The sequence below is a fragment of the Nocardia sp. NPDC049935 genome (genome assembly GCF_055586645.1).
Window position 1 is genome coordinate 131,396 of record NZ_JBVJHV010000009.1, and the last position, 20,489, is coordinate 151,884.

General features: G+C 68.5%; 19 protein-coding genes and 1 riboswitch. Of the genes, 7 read left to right on the forward strand and 12 right to left on the reverse strand.

Annotation, left to right across the window (positions count from 1 at the left end; all coding sequences use genetic code 11):
• Window positions 1-97: 97 nt before the first annotated feature.
• Window positions 98-1,648, reverse strand: coding sequence for an MFS transporter (locus ACZ6SF_RS29180; RefSeq protein WP_466066377.1), 1,551 nt, complete (start codon window positions 1,646-1,648; stop codon window positions 98-100).
• Between the two features lie 179 nt (window positions 1,649-1,827).
• Between ACZ6SF_RS29180 and ACZ6SF_RS29185 the strand changes: the two genes are divergently transcribed.
• A complete protein-coding gene (locus ACZ6SF_RS29185; RefSeq protein ID WP_466066378.1) occupies window positions 1,828-2,328 on the forward strand; it encodes a flavin reductase family protein in 501 nt (166 codons plus the stop codon).
• Between the two features lie 140 nt (window positions 2,329-2,468).
• Window positions 2,469-3,818 (forward strand): LLM class flavin-dependent oxidoreductase, encoded by a 1,350-nt coding sequence (locus ACZ6SF_RS29190; RefSeq protein WP_466066379.1) that lies wholly within the window; start codon window positions 2,469-2,471, stop codon window positions 3,816-3,818.
• A gap of 106 nt (window positions 3,819-3,924) precedes the next feature.
• Here ACZ6SF_RS29190 and ACZ6SF_RS29195 read toward each other — a convergent pair whose 3' ends face one another.
• The 5 genes from ACZ6SF_RS29195 to ACZ6SF_RS29215 form a co-directional block, all read right to left on the reverse strand.
• Entirely contained in the window at window positions 3,925-4,590 is a 666-nt protein-coding gene (locus ACZ6SF_RS29195) for a GntR family transcriptional regulator (protein WP_466066552.1), read from the reverse strand.
• A 104-nt stretch (window positions 4,591-4,694) separates the two neighbouring features.
• A complete protein-coding gene (locus ACZ6SF_RS29200; RefSeq protein ID WP_466066380.1) occupies window positions 4,695-5,420 on the reverse strand; it encodes a GntR family transcriptional regulator in 726 nt (241 codons plus the stop codon).
• 53 nt (window positions 5,421-5,473) lie between these two features.
• Complete coding sequence (locus ACZ6SF_RS29205; RefSeq protein ID WP_466066381.1) at window positions 5,474-6,709, reverse strand: CoA transferase; 1,236 nt, start codon at window positions 6,707-6,709, stop codon at window positions 5,474-5,476.
• Complete coding sequence (locus ACZ6SF_RS29210; protein WP_466066383.1) at window positions 6,706-7,722, reverse strand: MaoC family dehydratase; 1,017 nt, start codon at window positions 7,720-7,722, stop codon at window positions 6,706-6,708. Before ACZ6SF_RS29210 ends, ACZ6SF_RS29205 begins: the two co-directional genes overlap by 4 nt.
• Window positions 7,715-8,596: an HpcH/HpaI aldolase/citrate lyase family protein gene (locus ACZ6SF_RS29215; RefSeq protein WP_466066384.1), complete on the reverse strand. Its 882-nt coding sequence runs from the start codon at window positions 8,594-8,596 to the stop codon at window positions 7,715-7,717. Before ACZ6SF_RS29215 ends, ACZ6SF_RS29210 begins: the two co-directional genes overlap by 8 nt.
• A 180-nt stretch (window positions 8,597-8,776) precedes the next feature.
• On the opposite strand from ACZ6SF_RS29215, the gene ACZ6SF_RS29220 reads away from it, so the two are divergent.
• From ACZ6SF_RS29220 to ACZ6SF_RS29230, 3 genes are all read left to right on the forward strand, one after another.
• Complete coding sequence (locus ACZ6SF_RS29220; protein ID WP_466066386.1) at window positions 8,777-9,673, forward strand: HpcH/HpaI aldolase/citrate lyase family protein; 897 nt, start codon at window positions 8,777-8,779, stop codon at window positions 9,671-9,673.
• Between the two features lie 25 nt (window positions 9,674-9,698).
• The gene (locus ACZ6SF_RS29225; protein ID WP_466066387.1) at window positions 9,699-10,892 is read left to right on the forward strand and encodes a CaiB/BaiF CoA transferase family protein; all 1,194 of its coding nucleotides are present in this window, start codon (window positions 9,699-9,701) and stop codon (window positions 10,890-10,892) included.
• A gap of 129 nt (window positions 10,893-11,021) precedes the next feature.
• Window positions 11,022-11,987, forward strand: a complete 966-nt coding sequence (locus ACZ6SF_RS29230; protein WP_466066389.1) for an LLM class flavin-dependent oxidoreductase — start codon at window positions 11,022-11,024, stop codon at window positions 11,985-11,987.
• Here the strand turns inward: ACZ6SF_RS29230 and ACZ6SF_RS29235 are convergent.
• From ACZ6SF_RS29235 to ACZ6SF_RS29260, 6 genes are all read right to left on the reverse strand, one after another.
• The gene (locus ACZ6SF_RS29235; protein ID WP_466066390.1) at window positions 11,953-13,338 is read right to left on the reverse strand and encodes an ABC transporter ATP-binding protein; all 1,386 of its coding nucleotides are present in this window, start codon (window positions 13,336-13,338) and stop codon (window positions 11,953-11,955) included. The two genes, ACZ6SF_RS29230 and ACZ6SF_RS29235, sit on opposite strands and share 35 nt — an antisense overlap.
• Window positions 13,335-14,129, reverse strand: a complete 795-nt coding sequence (locus ACZ6SF_RS29240; protein WP_466066391.1) for an ABC transporter permease — start codon at window positions 14,127-14,129, stop codon at window positions 13,335-13,337. Before ACZ6SF_RS29240 ends, ACZ6SF_RS29235 begins: the two co-directional genes overlap by 4 nt.
• Window positions 14,126-15,067, reverse strand: a complete 942-nt coding sequence (locus tag ACZ6SF_RS29245) for an ABC transporter permease (protein WP_466066393.1) — start codon at window positions 15,065-15,067, stop codon at window positions 14,126-14,128. Before ACZ6SF_RS29245 ends, ACZ6SF_RS29240 begins: the two co-directional genes overlap by 4 nt.
• An 8-nt stretch (window positions 15,068-15,075) precedes the next feature.
• Window positions 15,076-16,731, reverse strand: coding sequence for an ABC transporter substrate-binding protein (locus ACZ6SF_RS29250; RefSeq protein ID WP_466066395.1), 1,656 nt, complete (start codon window positions 16,729-16,731; stop codon window positions 15,076-15,078).
• Between the two features lie 17 nt (window positions 16,732-16,748).
• Window positions 16,749-16,928: riboswitch (cobalamin riboswitch) on the reverse strand.
• A 93-nt stretch (window positions 16,929-17,021) separates the two neighbouring features.
• Window positions 17,022-17,345, reverse strand: a complete 324-nt coding sequence (locus ACZ6SF_RS29255; protein ID WP_466066396.1) for a hypothetical protein — start codon at window positions 17,343-17,345, stop codon at window positions 17,022-17,024.
• Between the two features lie 346 nt (window positions 17,346-17,691).
• Complete coding sequence (locus ACZ6SF_RS29260; protein ID WP_466066398.1) at window positions 17,692-19,095, reverse strand: lipase family protein; 1,404 nt, start codon at window positions 19,093-19,095, stop codon at window positions 17,692-17,694.
• Window positions 19,096-19,407: 312 nt separating this feature from the next.
• Between ACZ6SF_RS29260 and ACZ6SF_RS29265 the strand changes: the two genes are divergently transcribed.
• Together ACZ6SF_RS29265 and ACZ6SF_RS29270 are read left to right on the forward strand one after the other, a co-directional pair.
• Window positions 19,408-19,743 (forward strand): hypothetical protein, encoded by a 336-nt coding sequence (locus tag ACZ6SF_RS29265; RefSeq protein ID WP_466066400.1) that lies wholly within the window; start codon window positions 19,408-19,410, stop codon window positions 19,741-19,743.
• Between the two features lie 76 nt (window positions 19,744-19,819).
• Entirely contained in the window at window positions 19,820-20,488 is a 669-nt protein-coding gene (locus ACZ6SF_RS29270) for a nitroreductase family protein (RefSeq protein ID WP_466066402.1), read from the forward strand.
• The last annotated feature ends 1 nt before the right edge of the window (window position 20,489 follow it).

Below are 20,489 nucleotides of genomic sequence, written 5' to 3' on the forward strand. Positions count from 1 at the left end.
CTCGAACGAGCAGGGATAGGGATTGTGGAAGCTGAGGCACCGGGTTTCGGCCACGAATCCGACGCGGGCGAGAATCCGGTGCCTCCGAGAGGATCTGCTACTTCCCGGCGGGGTGTCTGGCGGTATCCAGGGCGGTGAACGCGGCAGCCGCCAGAATCATGATCGCGGAGACCAGCAATGCCACGTCGAGGCCGTGATGGAACGCGGTCTTGCCGGTCTCTATCACCTCGTTGAGTTTGCCCAGATACGGGAAATACGGGCCGATATTCATCCCTTCGGGAATACCGCCGCGTTCGACGGCCTCGACCGCACCGGGCTGTAGTTCCGACGGTAGGCCCAGTTCGGTCATCCGCTGCCGCAGATCCCCGGTGAGCAGGGAATTCACCAGCGCGCCGAGGATCGCCACCCCGAACGCCGCACCGACCTGGCGCATCGTATTGGTGACGGCGGCGGCCATACCCGAATGTTCGGCGGGCACCCCGGACATCACGGCCGAGGTCAACGGCACCACCGCGATCCCGAAGCCGGCACCCGCCAGCGCCATCGCGCCCGAGAGCGGGAGATCCTGGATCGGCCCGGCGAGCGCGAGCCGGGTCAGCAGGATGCCGCTCGCACCGAGTACGCAACCGACGATCAGGGGGATCCGGGCGCCGCGCCGCGCCACCCAGTAACCCGCGCCCAGCGACCCGACAATGATCGCGGCGGCCATGGGCGCGAAAACGGTCGCGGTGCGCGCACCCGAATAGGAATGCATCACCTGGAGATACAGCGCGGTGAAGAAGAAGATCGAGAAGATTCCGAAGTACACGGCGAAGGCGACCACCAGGGCACCGCGCACCGCCGGCAACCGCAGGTAGCGGAAATCGAGAATCGGTGCGCGGGCCCGGCGTTCGACGGCGACGAAAGCGATCAGCGCGATCGCGCCGAGGACGAACAGCGCGATCACCGAAGGGGCGGTGTAGCCGACCTCTTCACCGCTGGTCGCCGCGTAGATCACCGCGCCGAGGAAGGCGGCGCCGAGGAGCGCGCCGGCCCAGTCGATCGGTTCGGGCCGCGGATCGGCGCTCTCCGGCACCGACCAGACGGCGACCACGAGCGCCACCGCTCCGATCACCAGGTTGACCCAGAAAATCGAGCGCCACCCGTACGCGTGCACCAGCACTCCACCCAGTACCGGCCCGGCCGCCAGCGCGAGACCCGACGCGGCCGCCCACACCCCGAGCGCCTTCGCCCGGGACTTCTCTCCGGGGAAGATATGCCGCAGCACCGACAATGTGCCCGGCTCCGAGGCGGCCGCGCCCACACCCATGATCATCCGGCCGGCGATCAGCACCGGCACACTGGCCGCCAGCGCCGAAACCACCGACCCGGCGCAGAAGATCACCAGACCGGCGATCATCACCCGCTTGCGCCCCCAGCGATCACCCAATGATCCGCCCGCGAGCATGAGGCACGCGAAAACCAGGGTGTAACCGTTGACGACCCACTGCAGGGAGGTCACATCGGTTTTCAGATCGCTGCGGATATCGCCGAGCGCGACGCTGACCACCGTGGTGTCCAGGAATGTCACGAACACTACGGCGGTGACCGCGGCCAGCGCGGCGGCCGGGCGCCGCGCGGTGCCCGGACCAGTTCCCCTCGATACCACGGGCACAGGCTATCCGGCGCAGCCGCGGGCCGCCGGGCGGGCATACCGGTGGACGGGGCGCTTGGTGCCAAACCTGATTGACAGACGTGTTCTTGAAATCTCAGAGCAGTCGAACCCTTGACCGAGAGCCGCGGGCATCTAATATATCAATTGGAAGTTGATATATTCGGGAGGTCGATGTGGTCTCATCCATGGCGGACGGGCCGGAGGCGGACCGCTTCAAGGCGGCGATGGCGTCGTATCCGAGCGGTGCGACGATCGTGACCACCGCGGACGAGAGCGGGCGCTGGTGGGGTTTCACGGCCAGTTCCTTCTGTTCCGTCTCGCTGGCCCCGCCGTTGGTGCTGACGTGCCTGGCGAAGACGGCCCAGTGCTACGAAGCGTTCGAGCGAGCCGACCGGTGGGTGATTCATTTCGTGCACGCCGGACACACCGATCTGGCCTATCGGTTCGCCACCAAGGGCGCCGACAAGTTCGCGGGCGGTGATTTCCGGCTGTCCGAGGACGGGCTTCCGGTGCTCACCGAGGCCAGTGCGGTTCTGCACTGCACCGCGCACGGTAAGCCGGACGGGGGTGATCACATGATTCTGCTCGGGCGCGTGGACAAGACCGCGGTCGGCGCCGAAATCCCCTCGGTCTACTTCCGGCGCGGCTTCCACGCGCTCCACGTCGGAGCCTGACCGGCGGCCGTAGCGGTCTGGGCCGGGGTTGCTGGACGCATGAATCCGCGGATCGGGACCTCTACCAGCGCGATCAATGCTAGATATATCAATATACAGTTAATGTGTCAGCTGCGGTTGGCATATCGAAAGGAGCGCCAATGGCGGCGAAACGGGACGACCAGATGACCCTGGTCGCATTCATGCAGGCCTCGAACGTGACCGTGTACTCGGGCTCGTGGCGGTATCCGAGCGCCGCGCCGGACTTCCTCGACCTGCGCTACTACCAGCGGGTCGCGCGAGTGCTCGAAGAGGGCACCTTCGATCTCATGTTCTTCGACGACCGGCTGGCGATGCCGTCGATCTACGGCGGGTCGCATGCCGACGCCGTGCGCTACGGCGCGCGGCCGATCAAGATGGACCTCATGTCGGTCCTGGGCGCCGCGGCCGCCGCGACGACCCATCTCGGTCTCGGTGCGACCTATTCGACCACCTATTACCCGCCTTTCCATGTGGCGCGATCCTTCGCGACGCTCGACCATCTCAGCGGCGGCCGGGCCGCCTGGAACGTCGTCACGTCGGTGAACGACTCCGAGGCCCGCAACTTCGGTGTGGAACAGCATCTGGGTCACGACGAGCGCTACGACCGGGCCGAGGAGTTCATCGAGGTCGTGGCGAAACTGTGGGATTCCTGGGAAGACGACGCGATCCTCATGGATCGTGCCGGCGGGATCTTCGCCGACCCGGAGAAGGTCCACGAACTCGCCCACCAGGGAAAGTATTTCAACGTCCAGGGGCCGCTGACGGTCCCGCGCCCGCCGCAGGGCCGGTTGCCGATCATCCAGGCAGGCCAATCCGGGCGCGGCCGCCAGTTCGCCGGTAAATGGGCCGATCTGATCTTCACCGGCGACCCCACCCGCGATATTGCCACCGCGCACTACCGCGATCAGAAGGAGATCATCACCCAGCACGGACGCGACGAGAACGCGGTCCGGGTTCTGCCGATGGCGTACACGATCGTGGGCGAGACCGAGTCGATGGCCAAGGAGAAGGAAGAGATCTTCCTCAACCAGCTGGTGCATCCGCAGGCTTCGCTCGCGCTGCTCTCGGAGGTCACCAACTACGACTTCTCCGGGCACTCCCTCGACGACGAGGTCACCGATGAGCTGATCGATTCGGTATCGGGTATCCGCGGTCTCGTACAGGGCGTCAAACAGCATGTCCAGGGCACGCTGACGCTGCGGGAGCTGGCGAAGCACCGGGCGACCCTGCTGCAGGGCCCGCGTTTCGTCGGGACCGGCGAACAGGTCGCCGAACAGATGCAGGACTGGTTCGAATCCCGTTCCTGCGACGGTTTCGTGATCGCCGCCACCCACCTGCCCGGCGCTTTCGAGGATTTCGTCCGGCTCGTGGTTCCGGAGCTGCGCAAGCGCGGGATCTTCCGTTCGGAGTACGCCGGAAAGACGCTGCGCGAGAACCTGGGTCTCGACCGCCCGGCGCGGATGAGCTGATCCGGATTCGCACCGGTGTGCCGGGCGGTGGTTTCGGCTGCTGCCCGGCGTCGCTCGAATCCCGGCGACCCGCGGCGCGGTGTGAACGAAACCCGCAGGCCGGCTGTCAGGCGCCCGAGCCCGGCGTCCCGGGCAGGTTCGCGACCCGGCTGCTGAGCAGTTCGGCCGCGTTCTGCAGATGCTTCTCGCTGATGGCGCGGGCACCGGCGCCGTCGCGCCGGGCCAGCGCTTCGACGAGAGCCGCGTGTTCGTCGAGGCTGCAGGGGGTGTGCTCGGGGAAGGCCTCGAGGAATCCCGCGGGAATCATCCGGCCTGCCATACCGAGCATGCTCAGCAGTCGCGGGGATGCGCAGGCCTTGTTGACGGCCCGGTGGAACATGCGGTTCGGTACGGAGGCATCGCGACCGGCGCGGGCGGCGATCGCGACTTCGACCTCGAGTTCGCGGACCCGGCTCAACTCCTCGGGTGTGATGCGCTCGGCCGCCCATTCGGCCGCCACTCCCGCCAGGGCGGCCATGACGGCGAAATTCTCGAGAATGGATTCGGGTGAGACGCCCAGCACGATGATTCCGCTGCGGGGCGCGACGCGGACCAGGCCGTCGTGGGTCAATTCCAGGCACGCCTCCCGGACGGGGGTCCGGCTCGTTGCGAATTCGGTGGCGGTCTCGTCCAGGTCGATCCGGGTGCCGGGCTGGAGGACTCCGGTGAGTATGCGCTCCCGCAGGATCCGGGCGACCCGCTCGCGGTTGGTTCCCGCGCCGGAGGGTGCCATCGGCGCGCCGGCGACCGGCCATGCTTCTCCCGATTCCGACACTGGGACCCCTTTCTTCGGACGACGGTGGCCGCCCGGGCAATATATCAATCAGAAATGATATATCACTGGGTCCAGTTGTAGCGTTTGGCGAGCTCCGCGAGCTGGGGTGCGAAGGTTGGCGTACCGCTGTCGGCGAGGGAGTGCGTCAGCGCTTTTCCGGCATCCAGAATATGGTGGGCCAGAGCGACTTCGGTGCGATCGGCGTCTCGTGCCGACCAGGCTTCGAGCAGGGTCGCGTGGTCGTCGGTCGAGTGTCTGATCGAATCCGCGGTGCGCCCGAAATACACTCGCCGATAGCGTGAATAGCGCTCCCAGTATCCGTGGATCCCGGCCTGGAGAGTGTTCCGGTTGTTATCGGCTGTCATTCCGTACAGGGTGAAGTGGAATTCCTGATTCAGGGTCGCGTATTCATCCGCGTCGGTTGTTCCTCGTGAACGTTCGTGTAGTTCGCGGAGTACCGATTCGTCCCGCGCGGTGTGCGCTGTCGCCGATACCCGGACGGCCAGCGGTTCGAGCAATAACCGCATGGTGATGATGTCCTGGACCTCCGCCGCGGTGAAGCGACCCACCTCGGCTCCGGACCGTGGACGGGTGGTGATCCATCCTTCGGCCTCGAGCAGGCGGAATGCCTCACGCAGCGGTGTCCGGCTCACGCCGAACGCCTCGGCGTAGGCGTCCTGCCTGATCCGGGAACCCGGTTCGAGCTGTCCGGTGATGATCTGCTCGCGCAGCGTATCCGCGATTTGGGTGACCAGTGACCGAGAATCGAGGTTCAGCGACCCCGCCATTACTCCTCCCGGTATTCAATCGACTGGATGCAATGCTAATCGAGCGCCGGAACTCATCCGGTTTCCCCCGTTCCGGCGACCAGGCCGCGATCGTGCAGGTGGCCGATCTCGCGGTCGCTCAGCCCGAGTACACCGGAGAGCACTTCATCGGTGTGCTCGCCGAGTATCGGCGCACGCCGGACCGGCACACGGTCGGTAGCACCGAAATCCAGCGGGGAGGCGGGCATCGGATAGGTGCCCACACCCGGATGCTCGACCCGGGAGAACAGCGGATTGGCGGACGAGAGCCGGGGATCGTCGAGAAGTTCGGTGAAACTCTGGTACGGACCCCACGTCACCCCGCCCCGGTCCAGGTCCGCGGTGGCCGACGGGAAGGATCGACCGGCGAACCAGTCCCGCAGGTATCGCGCGAGTTGTTCGCGAGCCAGATAACGTCCGCCCTCGGTATCGAGGTCGGCGCCGGTCGATCGCGTGATGCTCTCACGGTGCGCGGCCAGGCCGGTGGTGGTTTCCAGTGCCGACCACTGCCGCGGGGTCAGGGCCACCACCATGATCAAGCGGTTGTCGCCGGTGCGGAACGGTGCGCCGAACGCACCGTACAGATAGTTGCCGTCCGGGGCGGCAGTGCCGGCGATATCGCCGCCGAGTGCGGCCTGGGCGAGACGACCGAGATTGCCGACCATCGCGAAGGCGACATCCGACAGTGCGGCCCGGACCAGCCGGCCCGCGCCGGTCCGGGAACGGTGACGTTCGGCGGCCAGTATTCCGGTGGCGGCCAGGCTGCCCAGCGCGATATCCCAGGCGGGCAGCACGCTGTTCACCGGGTCCGGGTTGTCGGCGGGGCCGGTGATGAGCGGGAACCCGGTGGCAGGGTGGACGGTGTAGTCCACCTCGCTGGTGCCGTCGTAGTTACCGGACAGCGCCATCATGATCAGATCGGGACGGCGTTCGCGCAGGCGTTGGTAGTCCAGCCAGCCGGTGGCGGGGAAGTTGGTGAGGAATATTCCGCCGTCGGCACCGGGCGCGGTGACGAGGGCCTGCACCAGTTCCCGGCCTTCCGCCGACCGCAAGTCCACCTGAATGGACCGTTTGCCCTTGTTGAGCCCGGCCCAGAACAGACTGTGCCCGGTATCGGTGACCGGCCTGCGCCGATAATCCAGACCGCCGCCGATCTGGTCGAACCGGATGACATCGGCGCCCAACTGCGCCAGGGTCATACCGCCGAGGGGCGCGGCGACGAACGCGGACCCTTCGACTATCCGCATCCCGTCGAGGACTCCGGCGCTCACGCCAGTACCCCGACCAGCCGCCAGTCCAGCACCGCGCCGTCCTCCTGCTCGGTGCCGCCGACCGTGAACACCCGGGACCGCAGCTGCACGAGCCGGGCACCGCCGCCGAGCGATTCGGTGGATTCGACCTCGATCGTGCTGTAGACGGTGTCGTCCTCGTGGACGGGGCCGAGATGGTCGCAGCTGTTCCAGCCGAGGACGGCGACGAGATGGGGCATCGCTTTCGACAGCTGGGCCGCGGCCAGGCCGATGGTGTGCCCGCCGTAGACGAGCCGGCGGCCGCCCGCGGCCCGCCGGTCATGGTGCACGGCCGCGAGATTCAAGGTCAGCCGGGCCAGTTCCGGGGCCGAGGTGACCACATCGGCGGCGGCCGCGGTGAATCGATCGCCGGCTTCCGGGGCCGTGCCGGTGGGCAGTCCTGTCAGATCCCACTCGGCCACCAGGGCCCGTGCGCGGGCGAGGTCCACCGCGCCGGAGATCGCGGTGAGGTCGTCGCTGTGACCGGTGGTCACCTCGGCATCGCTCATCGGGATCATGGCGCAGCGCGCGAAGTCCAGTACCGTGCGGCCGTGCTGGTCGGTGGTCCTGATGCGCAGTGCCATCATGCCGGTCGGGTAGCGGCCTTCCTTCCGCGAGTTCTCGCGCAACCCGATGACCTCGGTGCCGGTGTAGAGGGTGTCGCCGAGTTCGGGCAGCCGGTGTAGTTGCAGCCCGCGATAGAACAGGTTGGCTTTCGCGCGCTGGCTGAACTGCGTCGACTGGCCGATCGCCACATCCCACACCAGACCGGGATGTGCCAGCGGGCCGGCGGCGCCCACCGCCGTGGCCGCCATCTCCGCGTCGAGGGCCAGGACACTGCGGTCACCGAGGATCGCGCGATGTGTCGCGGCCAAGCCGCTGGACAGGGTGATCCCGGGTGAATCGAAGCGCTGACCGACGGCGAGATCGTCGAAATAGGGGCCGCCGGGGCGCAGATGGCGGGTCGCCTTTTCCGCGGTGCGGGTGTCAGGCATGGACCCGGCCCTCCTCGATCAGCTTGTGCAGGGTGAGGATCCGCTCGGCGTCGCGGACGTGCAGGCTCTCGATCATCCGGCCGTCGACCACGATCACGCTCTCACCTGCCGCGACGGCCCGCGTATAGGCGTCGACCACGGATTCGGCGTAGCTCACTTCGTCCGCCGACGGCCCGAAGCAGTCGTTGGCCGGCCCGATCTGCGAGGGATGGATCACCGTCTTCCCGTCGAAGCCCATATCGCGGCCCTGGCTCGCCTCCGCCGCGAAACCGGCCGCATCGGCGATCGCGTTGAATACACCGTCGAGGATCACCTTCCCCGCCGACCGGGCTCCCAGGACGGCCAGCGACAGCGCGGCCAGGACGGGTGCACGTCCGGGCACATGCCGGCCGTGCAGGTCGTTCACCAGATCGTTGGTGCCGATGACGAGAACGGCCAGGCGGTCGTGGGCCGCCGCGATCTCCTCGGCCCGAAGGAAGGCGCCGGGCGTCTCGACCATCGCCCACAGCGTCAGCTCCGGTGGCGCGCCGAGCGCATCCAGCGCCGCGGAGAGGTCCCGGACCTGCTGTGCCGTCTCCACTTTCGGTACCAGCACGCCGTCGGCGCCGGAGCGTGCCACGGCGGCGAGATCCTCGTCGTGCCATTCGGTGCCGAGACCGTTGATCCGCACGACGACTTCGCGCGGACCGTAGGCGCGGGCGGCGACCGCTTCGCACACCCGTGTCCTCGACGGTGCTTTCGCGTCGGGGCCGACGGCGTCTTCGAGATCGAAGATGAGGACGTCGGCCGCGAGCGTGCGGGCCTTGTCCATCGCCCGGGTGTTGTTGCCGGGCAGGTAGAGCGCCGATCGGCGGGGTCGGAGCGGACGTGGCATACGAACTCGGCTTTCTCTCGGGCGGCAGTACCGGACCGGGATGTCCACGACGGGACGTCTTGACGCGACCCGGCGACTGCGCGAATACTGTCGATTGTATCCAAAATGGGAGTGGGAGCAATACGGAAGCCGCACGCCCGGCGGCCCGGCTCGTCCACGGCGATCATCGAAGAGGAACCCATGACATCGACATCCGTCGCTTCGGAAACCATCGCGCCGCTGCGCTCCCTGCTGTTCTGCCCGGCCACTTCGATGCGCAACGTGCGCAAGATGCTCGACCTCGCGCCGGACGCGGCGGCCCTGGATCTCGAGGACGCGGTCGCCGACGACAACAAGACCGCCGCCCGGGAACAGGCGCGCGCCGGAATCGCCGAGATCGCCGCCGTCCGCTCCTACGTCCGGGTGAACCACCCGTCCACGGGCCGCACCCAGGGAGATATCGAAGCCGTCGTCCAGCCCGCTCTCGACGGCATCGTGCTGCCGAAAGTGGAAGATGTCGAGACGGTGCGCGCCGCGGACGAATGGCTGACCGCCGCCGAACAGGAGCACGGGGTGGCCGCGGGTTCCACCCGGTTGCTGGTGCTCATCGAGAGTGCCCTCGGCATCGCCGACGCCCGGCAGATCCTGCAGGCCAGCCCCCGTATCGAAACAGCGGTGTTCGGGGCCCACGACTTCATGCTCGATCTCGGTATCGACGGGCTGGATCATTCCGACGGTGCGGAGGAACTGCTGTACGCGCGGTCCGCGCTGGTCATCGCCGCTCGTGCCGCCCGGGTGTCGGCACCGCTGGACGGACCGTTCATCGCCTTCCGCAAGAGCGACGAGTTCGTCGCCATGTGCCGCCAGGCCCGTCGCATGGGTTTCCGCGGCAAGATGCTCATCCACCCGAGCCAGGTGGCGCTGAGCCATCTCGGATTCGCGCCTTCGGACGAAGAGGTCGCCACCGCGCAGACGATCGTCGATCAGTTCACCGCGGCCGAGGCCGAAGGCGCGGCCGCCATCGTGGTCGACGGACGCCTCGTGGACTACCCGATCTACGACCGTGCCCGCCGCATCATCAGCGCCGCCCAGCGGTGAACAGGTCGCGCAGAGGAGTATCGAGATGACGCGTTCACTCGAGGGGATCCGCGTGATCGACGCGGCCTCATTGGCCGCCGGTCCGCTGGTGGCGACCTATCTGGGCGAATTGGGCGCCGAGGTGATCAAGGTCGAGCAGCCGGGCACGGGCGATGCCATCCGCAAATGGGGTGCGCAGAAGGACGGGCAGGGCCTGATGTGGAAGAGCGTCGGGCGCAACAAGCGCACCGCGACCCTCGATATGCGCCGGGCCGCCGGTCAGGAACTGTTGCGCAAACTCGCCGCGAAAGCCGATGTCATCATTGTCAACACCCGGCCGTCGACGCTCGCGAAATGGGGTCTCACCTATGAGTCCCTCGCCCAGGAGAACCCGGGCCTGGTGATGCTGCACGTCACCGGGTTCGGAGCCGGCGGACCCGACAGCGACCGTCCCGGGTTCGGGACTCTGGGCGAGGCGATCAGCGGATTCGCCCACACCACCGGCGAGAAGGACGGACCGCCGACCCTGCCCTCGTTCATGCTCGCGGACGGGGTCGCCGCGCTGAACGGCACCTACGCGGTCCTCGCCGCCCTCTACCATCGTGACCTCCACAACGGCACCGGGCAGTTGATCGATCTGAACCTGATCGAACCGCTGGCGCGCCTGATCGAGCAGTCGGTGCTCACCTACGATCAGCTCGGGGTGGTGCAGGCCCGATTCGGTAACAAATGGGATATCAGCGCGCCCCGCAACACCTACCGGACCAGAGACGACGAGTGGATCGCGGTCTCCGGCAGCGCGCCGACCGTTGCCAAACGCATCTTCAAGGCGATCGGCCGCCCTGATCTGTCCGACCATCCGAATTTCGGGGATCCGCAGGAACGCCTGAAGAACGCCGATGCCGTGGATGCCGCGGTCGCCGAGTGGATCGCCGACCGGACCCTCGACGAAGCCATGGCCGTCTTCGAGGCGGAGGACGTCGCCGCCGCCCCGGTCTACGACGCACCCCGGCTCCTCGCCGATCCGCATCTGGTGGCGCGCGAAACCTATGTGCCCGTGCAAGATCCCGATCTCGGGACGATGCGGTTGCAGGCCCCGGTGCCACGATTGACGAAGACCCCGGCGGTTGTCGAGCACACCGGGCGCGGCCTCGGCGAAGACAACGACTATGTCTACGGCGAGTTGCTCGGCCTCGACGGTTCGGAAATCGATGAGTTGCGCGGGGTGGGCATCATCTGACGTATCCGACCCCCGGGCACATATCCTGTGAGCGCCCGCCGCCCGCTGTGGGCGCGGCCGTGCCGGATCCGGCCGGATACAGCAGCCGCTGCCCCCGGCGGGATGCCGCGATCGACAGGCCGGAGGAGTATGAGATTCGGGTTCATCTCGCATGTGGTCGGCGATACCGACTCGGCGAACGCCCTCCGGGACACGGTCGATTTCGCCGTCTACGCCGAGGAACTGGGTTTCGATTCCTTCTGGGTCGCGCAGCACCATTTCGGCACGCAGCACGCGCACTGCCCGTCACCGCTGGTACTGCTCGCGGCGATCGCGCAGCACACGACCCGGATCCGCTTGGGCACCGCAGTCGTCGTGGGCTCGCTGGAGGACCCGATCCGGCTGGCCGAGGACGCCGCCACTGTCGACGCGTTGAGCGGCGGACGTCTCGAACTGGGTCTGGGCGCCGGGGCCGACGAAGCCACGGCCCGGCTGTTCGGCCGCGATCACGCCGGCCGGCACGAGCGGTTCGGTGACACGCTGCACCGGCTGCGGGAACTGCTCGATTCCGGCAGCGGCCTGGTACCGCCCGCACCGGGTCTGCGGGACCGGCTCTGGATCGGCACCGCCTCGCAATCGGGGTTCGCACTGGCCGCCGAACACGATATGGGCGTACTGGCCGGCCGGACCTCGTCACCGCGGGGGCCGCGGGACGAGATCGCCGCCGCCCGGGTAGCGGAGTACCGCGCGGCCCAGGTCGCGCGGGGACGGGCGCCACGGGTGGGTGTTTCGCGGTCGGTGCTGTGCGCGGGTAGCGCGGCCGAGGCGTTCGGGCATATGCGGCCCGGGATCGAGCGCTGGGTGCGGGTCGCGGCCGACGCCGGGCGCTTCCCGGCCGGTTTCTCCGCCCGCGACTATGTCGATCTGGGGCATTGCTATCTGGGCTCCGGCGCCGAGGTCGCGGGAATGGTCGCCGGTGACGCGGTCGCCCCGGCCGCGACGGATTTCCTGTGCAATGTGCAGCCCGCGGCGCCGGATGCGGTGGCCGTGCGCGAAAGCCTGCGGCTGTTCGCGGAGATCGTTATTCCGGCGTGGCCCGATCCTCTCCGATCCTGACCACGGTGTCCGCGATGCGGCGCAGGCTGCGTTCCGCGTGCGAGACCAGCACGATCGCCAGGCCCGCGTCGGCGAGATCGCGGAGCAGGCCGAGTATCCGGTCCGCTGTGTCCTCGTCGAGCGACCCGGTGGGTTCGTCGGCCAGCAGCAGCCGGACATCGCCCACCACGGCCCGCGCGATCGCGACCCGCTGCGCCTGGCCGCCGGACAACTCCCGAGGCCGGCGGGTGACCGGTAGCTCGCCGAGCCCCACCCGCTGCAGTGCGGTTCGGGCGATCGCCCGGGCCTCGGCGTCGGGCAGCCGGTCGCGCAGGCGGGGTACCAGCGGTTCGGTGAGGCTGCGGTAGATCGCGCGGTGCGGGGCGAGGCTGCCGACGGCGTCCTGGAAGACGATACCGGCCTGCCCCGGTGGCGGCGGCCCGCTCGCCCCGTCCCACCGCACCGATCCGGCGCCGGGGGGTTCGATTCCCGCGAGCAGGCGCAGCAGCGTGCTCTTGCCCGCCCCCGAGGGTCCTGCCACGCCGACGATCTCGCCACGCCGAACCTCGAGATCGGTCGGCGCCAGTCCACCGCCGGCGGGATAGCGCCTGCTGATCTGCTCGGCGCGCAGGATCGGGTCGCCGCCGGGCGGTTTCGAGACCGGGGCGGCGACGGGTTCCGGCGGGGGTGCGGCCGCCGACTCCACCAGGGTGCCGCCCGTGGCCACATAGACGCGGTCCGCGTAGCGCTCGACCAGTGCGCGGTCGTGACTGACGATCAGCACCGCGGTGTCACCCGCCGTGAGCGCCGCCATGACGCGGTGCGTGTTGGTTTCGTCCAGGGCGTGGGTCGGTTCGTCGGCCAAGAGCAACGGCGGCGTCAGAGCGCGGGCGGTGGTCACCGAGGCGCGTTGCAACATTCCGCCGGACCAGGTGAACGGGCGCCGGCGCAGCCGTGGCTCCGGATCGGTGATGCCGAGGGCGGTGAGGTCCGCGGCGATTCGGCCGGGGGGCACCGGGCGGCGCCGGATCCGCCAGCCCTGCGCGATATTCGCCCCGACACTCAGCAGGGGGTCCACGGCGCCGAACGGGTCCTGGCCGATATAGCCGACAACGCTACCGCGCAGGCGCCGGAAATCGCGTTCGGTGCGACCGGACATATCGACCCCGTCGATCCGGATCGTGCCCTCGACACGGGCGGTGTCGAGCATGCCCAGCAGGGCGCGCAGGAGGGTGGTCTTGCCGCTACCGCTGGGACCCACGACGGCCACCGTCTCGCCGCGGCCCACGGTGAGCGTGATATCACGCAGTACCGGCGCGTCGTCACCGTAGGCGACGGTGAGGCCGCTGACCTCCACGATCGGGATACTCACCGGACCGCTCCCGGGCTCCCGCGGCCGCGCAGTCCTTCGGCGATGAGGTTGGCGGCGGCGGCCATCGCCAGGATCGCGACCGAAGGGGCCGCGAGCAACCACGGTGCGGCGGTCAGGAAGCGGCGGGCATCGCCCAGCATGGCGCCGAGTTCGGCTTCCGGCATCTGCACTCCGAGCCCGAGGAACGACAGTCCGGCGAGCGAGACCACGATCCCGCCGAGCCGGAGCGTGGTGACGATCGCGAACGGCGGCAGGACCGCGGGCAACAGGTGACGGAAGACGATCGCGGGCCTGCTCACTCCCGCGACCCGGGCCGCGATCACAGACGGGCGGGTTCGGGTTTCCAGGGTCAGCGCCCGCGCGATCCTGGCGTCGGCGGCCCAGCTCGAGATCACCAGCGCGACCAGCAGGTTGACATAACCGGGCCCGAACAGGCCGACGACGGCCAGGGCCAGCACCAAGCCCGGGATGGCGAGGACGATATCGATCAGCCGGGTGGCGGCCCGGTCGAGCCGACCGCCGTAGATCCCGCAGCACACGCCGGCGAGCAGGCTGATGGTGGCCGAACCCGCCAGGACGAGAAAGGCCGACAGCATCGACAGCCGCAGACCGTGCACGATCCGCGAGAACTGGTCGCGGCCGTACTGATCGGTGCCGAGCCAGTACTGTGTGCCCGGCGCGACCAGCTTGTCCAGGTAATGCGGTTCGTTCGGCGGGTACTGGGCCACCAGTGGGCCGGCCACCGCGAGCAGCACCAGAAGTCCGAGCACCACCGCGCCCGCGCGGGTCATAGGTCCACCGCGATCCGCCGGTCGATCACCGAGGAGATCAGGTCGGCGCCGACACTGGTCACGACGTAGGTCGCCGCCGCGAACACGGTGAACGCCTGGATCACCGGCAGATCCCGGTTCCTCACCGACTCGACCACATAGCTCCCCAGCCCCGGCCACGTGAACACCGTTTCCACCACGGTCGCACCGCCCACCAGCACCGCGACTCCGACGGCGAGCGCGTGCAACGACGGGACGGCACTGTTGGGCAGCCCGTGCCGCCACAGGAGCCGCCACCGGCCGGCGCCACGAGCACGCAGCACCTGGGCGGCCGGGCTGTCCAGGAACGCGAGCAGCTCGGCCCGTAACAGCCGCGACCAGGTATCGGCCAACCCGACGGCCAGACAGATCGCGGGCATCCACACCTGCCGCCAGCTACCGTCGAGTGCTGCCTTGCCGATGCCGAATCCCACCACGAAGACTTGGATCAGCAGCAGCGCGACCACGAACCCGGGCACCGACGCGAACAACAGCGCGAGGCCGCGTGTCCCGTGGTCGGGCCACCGTCGGGCGAACTGCGCGGCGGCGATGCCGAGTGCGGCTGCCAGCACGAACGCGAGCAGCAGCGCCACCGTCGCCAGGATCAGCGTGGCCGGCAATCGGTCGATGAGTTCCTCGGCCACGGGGCGTCCGGAGGCGAAGGAGATTCCGAAATCGCCTCGTAGCAGGCCCCACAACCAGTGCGCGTACTGGGCGGGCAGGGGCCGGTCGAGATGCAACCGCTGTTCGAGTTCGCCGAGCTGCGCGGGAGTCGGTTCGGGGATTCCCTGCGCCACGAGGATCATCCGGGCGGGGTCACCCGGAGCGAGCGGCATCAGCATCCAGATGAGCACACTCGCCCCGAGCAGGGTGATCACGGCCTCGGTCACCCTGCGGCGGGCGAGCGCTGCCACACGCACGACCGCGACTACCTGCCGGTGCGGCTGGTGATGTGCCGGCGCACATTCGACACCGGGTAATCGGCCCACTCCGGCCCGGTCACCACCGTGAAGTACTTGAAGGTGCCCGCGACGACATAGGCCTGGTCCGCCACCAGGATCTGCTGCGCGCGTTCGAGGAGCTTGTCACGGCGCCCGGGATCGAACTCACTGCGCAACTGTCGGCCGATCGCGTCGATCTCCGGATTCGCGACGCCCTGCGCGTTCGACGAGCCCCCGGTGGTCCACCGCACCAGATACGGCTGGATCGGATCGGCCGTGCCGGACAGCGACCCGCTCAGGGCGACCGAGGATTCCCACGCCGCGGGGTCGCTCTTCACCTCGGCGGAATCCTCCGCGTTGACGATCCGCAGCTCGAACCCGGCCTTCGCCACCTGGTCCTGCATCGCGATGGCCACATCGTTGGTTTCGGGGCCCTGGGCCTGGGTGATGAACCGGACCACGAGCTTGCGCCCGTCCTTCTCCCGTACTCCGTCGCCGCCACGGACCCAGCCGGCCGCGTCCAGGAGCCGGTTCGCGGTGTCGAGGTCGTGCACCTGGTTGTCCACCGCGAACGACATCTCCCGGGGGTACAGGCCGGCGGCCGCCTCGAACTGGCCGTTACCGACATCGGCGGCGATTCCCGCGTAGTCGATGGCGGCGGTGAACGCCTTGCGCACCGCGGCATCGGTGAAGATTCCGGCCTTCAGATTCATCTCCACCAGCAGCGACTGCAGGGCCGAATCCGACGACAGGATATGCGTATCGGGATTGCCCTGCAGCTCGAGCTGCGCCGAGGTGGACGGATAGAACGCCATATCCGCCTCCCCGCTGCGCACCCCGGCGAGCCGGGCCTGCTCATCGGGAACGACGCGGACCGTGATGCCCCGCAACGGCGGGACGCCCTCCCAATGTCCCGCGTAGGGGTCGAGAACCAGGTTGTCGGGCGTCCACTCGCTGATCGCATAAGGGCCGGAGTAGGCGCCCGCGCCGACGATCTTCGCCGAATCACCGCCCGCGGCCTCCACGGCGGCGACATCGTAGATCTGCAGCGAGTTGTCCCGGGCCGCGAGCGCCGCCGGGACCATCGCGTTCGGCCGCGGCGTGGTGATCACCACCTTGTCGCCCTCGGCCTTCGCCGTCGTCGCCGGATCCAGATAGACCTGGGCGGCCTTGGACCGGGAGATCTGCCGGGTCAGTGCCGCCGCGACGGCCGCCGCGTCCACCGGTTTGCCGTTCTGGAAGGTCACGCCCTCGCGCAGACTCACCACCCAGCGGGTGTCCCCGTCGCGCGAAACGTCGCGCGCCAGCCAGGGCTCCACGGTTCCCGATTCGCCGACCTGCAGCAGGTTCTCGGCGACGCCCCAGTCGAACAGCCAGTTCGTGCCGGTCCCGATCGGATCGAGACCCGCGATCTTGTACGAGTTGTAGATGGTCAGGATGCCGTCGCCGGACTCTCGCAACTGGTGCGCGACCGCCGCCGCGTCCTCGCCCGTGTCGTCGGCCGCGCATCCGGTGAAGACCATCGCGGCGGCCACCGCGGTAGCCAGTACGCCCATCCGGGAGAAACGATGCCGGCGCGGTACGGGGGCATGGTCGGGTAGCCGCTCGGCACGACGCCGGGCGCGGCGAGTGAGCACTCGCATCTTCATCCTCGTGAAACTCGGTCCTGAACTGCGGGGCAGGTGTCCTGGCTCCCGGATCAACACTCGCCTCCGGCCTTCCAACCCAGGGAGGTCGTGGCCATCGGATGAAGGTCTGCTACTCGGTCACAGTTGCGGGACAGCCCCGGATTCGCACCGGTGTTCCCTGCTGTGAGGAAACTTAGCATCCCTTAAGAAAAGCGATCCGGGCTGTCGTGGTCGTGGTCTCCCCGCCCTGCCACGCCACCGGGTGATGCGGCTCTCCGACGGGCCCGGTGGCGTGACGGTGCGTGTCAGTAGACCGGAGTGCAGGGGTTCGGGATCGCCGATCCGGAGGCGAGGTCGCAGACCCCGCTGGTGAGCGCCTGGAAGGGGGTGATCACGAGGAGCGCGAGGATCCCGAAGATATCGCCCCGCTGGATGGCCCCGACGGCCGACTGCGCGGCGGTCGACCCGGTGTCCAGCATCGACGAGCCGGTCCCGGTCTCGGCTACGGCATCCGGCGTGGCCTGGGGAGCGGCCGTCGCGCCGGCGGCGGTACCCAGGAGGCAGGCGGCCGCGATCGAGGTGGCGGCTACACCGGTCTTCAGCACCTTGGGCATATTGGGTCGATCCATCGTCCTGCGCTCCTCGTCGAGTCGAAACAGTATCGCCCGGCGGTTCGCAGCCGGGCGAGAATCAACACTAACTTATCTGGCGTAGGTTCGGGGGAACTCGGCCTGGAAGGCCGAATGGAGATCTGGTGAACGACGGCGCTGTGAGTGCGATTATTCGTTGATCGGATGTATGTCCTCCACGAATTCAGGGCGGTTGTGGAAGGGACGACGGTGGGCGCGTTGGCGATTGTTGTGAGAATAGCCATAAACATGAATGCTGGTGGTGCGGGATTACCGGACATGCGGGAAGCGCCGTGGAGTAGCGTGGCATCTCGCGGCGAGCCGGTCGGAAGCCGGTTCGCCGGTCTCAGCATTCGCTGGTCGCCGGGATTCCGCGCAGTCGTTCGTCCAGCCAGAGCACAGCCTCGGGGTATCCGAGACCCGCCGCGATGATGTGCTCGCCGAGCACGCTGCGGTAGACGGCGGTGACGCCGAGCGCGCACTGCTCGCGGAAGAGGTTGCGCGCCCCCTCCGCCGGAATCCAGAACTCCTGCTCACCGTTGTAGATGTAGAGCGGCGTCGCCGAGGCGAGGCCCGTCATCCGGGTCACGTCGTAGATATCGCGAGCGAGTGCCGAGCGCAGGGGGTCGGCGATGTTCGCGCCGATATCGATCGGCAGCAGCAGGATTCCGGGTAGCGCGAAAACGCTGATGCACTGGTCTTTCATCGGCGAGGTGGAGACCCACTGGGCGAGGTGGTTCATCCGGGCCAGGATCTCGGGCCGCTCCCGCGCGATGCCGAGGACGGCCCCCATGAACACCCCCGAGGCCAGATTCGCGTTCATACTGCCGGCCAGGATCTCGTAGTCGGCGGGCACCCCGCCCAGCGCCGCGCCGGCCATTGACGGCGCGAGCTCGGGTGCGTAGCTCTCGATCAGTTTCACCGCGCCGTGGGTGGCGATCGCGCCGCCGGAGTACCCGGTCATCGCGAACCTGCTCGCGCCGAATTCGCCGGACCGCCAATTCCGCACCGCGCGAACGGCGTCGAGCACCGCGTGGCCCGCGACATAGGGTTCGGCGTAGGCCATCCGCGGGCCCTCGTGATCCGGGATGAGCACGGCGTAGCCGCGTAGTGCGGCCAGGTGGGTGGTGGGTGGGACGAAATCGGTGAACGCGCTGTCGGCCAGCGAGAAACCGTGCGCCAGTGTGTAACTCGGGGTGCAATGCCGGCCGAGCGCATCGATCGGGAGGTTGTTGACCACTACCGGCCGGGCTCCGGGCGCCGGTGCGGCGGTCGCCGGAATCACCAGGGTCGCCGTGGCGAAGGACGGCCGGCCGTGCGCGTCGGTGGTCCGGAATTTCAACAGCACCGCCTGCCGGATCGGTACGACGACCAGCGGCGCGGCCGACGCGGTGATATCGCGGACCTCGATCACCGCGCCCGGGACCAGACCGGCGAGGTCCGGCGGCCACAGATCGAATATCGGGTCGCCGGTCGGCGCGGGGAGCACCGCCTGACGCAACGCCGCCAGTTCTGGTGCCAGATCGTGGGTCTCGTCCGGTGCCCGATCGGGTACCGGCGCGATCGCAGGCGGCGGAAGCACCTGGTCGATCCACTGCTGAATGGTGGGCAGCACAGCACCACTCGTCTCCGCGGGGAGCGCCGGTAATCCGGGCAGCGGGATCCCGGGCGCGGGCTGGGCGGCGGCCGGGCCGGTGAGCAACGGCACGATGAGCAACAACGCGAGAGTGCCGGCACGCAAACATCTCATGGCACACGCCCCTGGGTGCGAGATCGATCCGCCTGACACCCGGTGATATGCGGCTTCACCTGCGCCGTTATACCGGCGTCAGGTACCCAGATTACGCAGCCGCGGGCGAGTTACCGTGTTACGTCACACGATCGAGACGACCTGCGACCGATTCGAGACAACCGGGGACCGCGGCCGGGTATCTCGCGCCGAATCGCCGTCCTGTCCGGACATCCCGATTGCGCGGGGCCGTGCGTCTACCGTGGCGCCGTCCCGGTGCCGAACCGCCCGGGACGGTGCCCATTTCAGTGCGTGGACAATCGAGGGAGAGAGATGACAGTGTTCCGCAGCGCGGTCGCGGCCGGTGCGATCGCGGTATCGGCCGGACTCCTGTACGCCGGACCGGCGCTCGCCGCACCGGACAACGGCCAGATTCTCGAATGCACCGAGCAGTCGGTCGACTACTCCGCATTCCGCACGTGCATGTCGCAGTACAGTTCGCAACGCCTGACGCCCGAGGAACAGAAGCTGTCCGACGATATCGATCGCGCGACGAGCGAATGCCGGGCGGAACTCACCCAGTTCAACCAGGACGGCCCGGGCTGTGCTCGATTGCGGGACCTGGACCCCCGGGCCGCAGACGCGTTGGGTGCCAACGACGGCGGGTAGCGGCGGCGCACGGACGGGCGGGCCCACCGGCGGTACGGCTCTCGACATCTCCGGGCCCGTCGAGTAGACCGAGAGAATGCCCCAATCGAGTGACGATGTCTGGGAAGTGCTGTCGACCGCACGGTCGATTCGCAGATTCACCGACGAACCGGTCGACGACGCCACGCTCGAGCGTTGTCTGCAGGCCGCGACCTGGGCTCCGAACGGAGCGAACGCGCAGCTGTGGCGTTTCATCGTCCTGGACGGGGCCGAGCAGCGCGCCGCTGTCGCCGAGGCGGCCCGGATCGCCCTGGAATCGATCGAATCGATCTACGGGATGACCAGGCCCACCGACGACGATCACAGCCGCGCCGCACGCAACAACCGGGCCACCTACGAGTTGCACGACCGGGCCGGCGAGTACACGTCGGTGCTGTTCACGGCGTTCAAGAACGATTTCTCCTCGGAGTTCCTGCAGGGCGGGTCGATCTATCCCGCCCTGCAGAACTTCTATCTCGCGGCGCGTGCGCAGGGGCTGGGCGCCTGTTTGACGAGCTGGGCGTCGTACGGCGGTGAGCAGGTGCTGCGCGAATCGGTCGGTATTCCCGATGAGTGGTTCCTGGCCGGGCATATCGTCGTCGGCTGGCCGCGCGGACGGCACGGGTCGGTGCGGCGGCGGCCGCTGACGGATGTGGTGTTCCGCAACCGCTGGGATTCCGAGCACGCCGATATCACCTTCGGCCGGGGCGCCCGGCCCAGGGGATAGC

Bases quoted from the DNA above. Each gene is read 5' to 3' on its own strand.
- ACZ6SF_RS29190 (WP_466066379.1), top strand. From the start codon at position 2,469: ATGGCGGCGAAACGGGACGACCAGATGACCCTGGTCGCATTCATGCAG.
- ACZ6SF_RS29195 (WP_466066552.1), bottom strand. From the start codon at position 4,590: ATGGCACCCTCCGGCGCGGGAACCAACCGCGAGCGGGTCGCCCGGATC.
- ACZ6SF_RS29200 (WP_466066380.1), bottom strand. From the start codon at position 5,420: ATGGCGGGGTCGCTGAACCTCGATTCTCGGTCACTGGTCACCCAAATC.
- ACZ6SF_RS29210 (WP_466066383.1), bottom strand. From the start codon at position 7,722: ATGCCTGACACCCGCACCGCGGAAAAGGCGACCCGCCATCTGCGCCCC.
- ACZ6SF_RS29215 (WP_466066384.1), bottom strand. From the start codon at position 8,596: ATGCCACGTCCGCTCCGACCCCGCCGATCGGCGCTCTACCTGCCCGGC.
- ACZ6SF_RS29220 (WP_466066386.1), top strand. From the start codon at position 8,777: ATGACATCGACATCCGTCGCTTCGGAAACCATCGCGCCGCTGCGCTCC.
- ACZ6SF_RS29225 (WP_466066387.1), top strand. From the start codon at position 9,699: ATGACGCGTTCACTCGAGGGGATCCGCGTGATCGACGCGGCCTCATTG.
- ACZ6SF_RS29230 (WP_466066389.1), top strand. From the start codon at position 11,022: ATGAGATTCGGGTTCATCTCGCATGTGGTCGGCGATACCGACTCGGCG.
- ACZ6SF_RS29240 (WP_466066391.1), bottom strand. From the start codon at position 14,129: ATGACCCGCGCGGGCGCGGTGGTGCTCGGACTTCTGGTGCTGCTCGCG.
- ACZ6SF_RS29250 (WP_466066395.1), bottom strand. From the start codon at position 16,731: ATGCGAGTGCTCACTCGCCGCGCCCGGCGTCGTGCCGAGCGGCTACCC.
- ACZ6SF_RS29255 (WP_466066396.1), bottom strand. From the start codon at position 17,345: ATGGATCGACCCAATATGCCCAAGGTGCTGAAGACCGGTGTAGCCGCC.
- ACZ6SF_RS29260 (WP_466066398.1), bottom strand. From the start codon at position 19,095: ATGAGATGTTTGCGTGCCGGCACTCTCGCGTTGTTGCTCATCGTGCCG.
- ACZ6SF_RS29265 (WP_466066400.1), top strand. From the start codon at position 19,408: ATGACAGTGTTCCGCAGCGCGGTCGCGGCCGGTGCGATCGCGGTATCG.
- ACZ6SF_RS29270 (WP_466066402.1), top strand. From the start codon at position 19,820: ATGCCCCAATCGAGTGACGATGTCTGGGAAGTGCTGTCGACCGCACGG.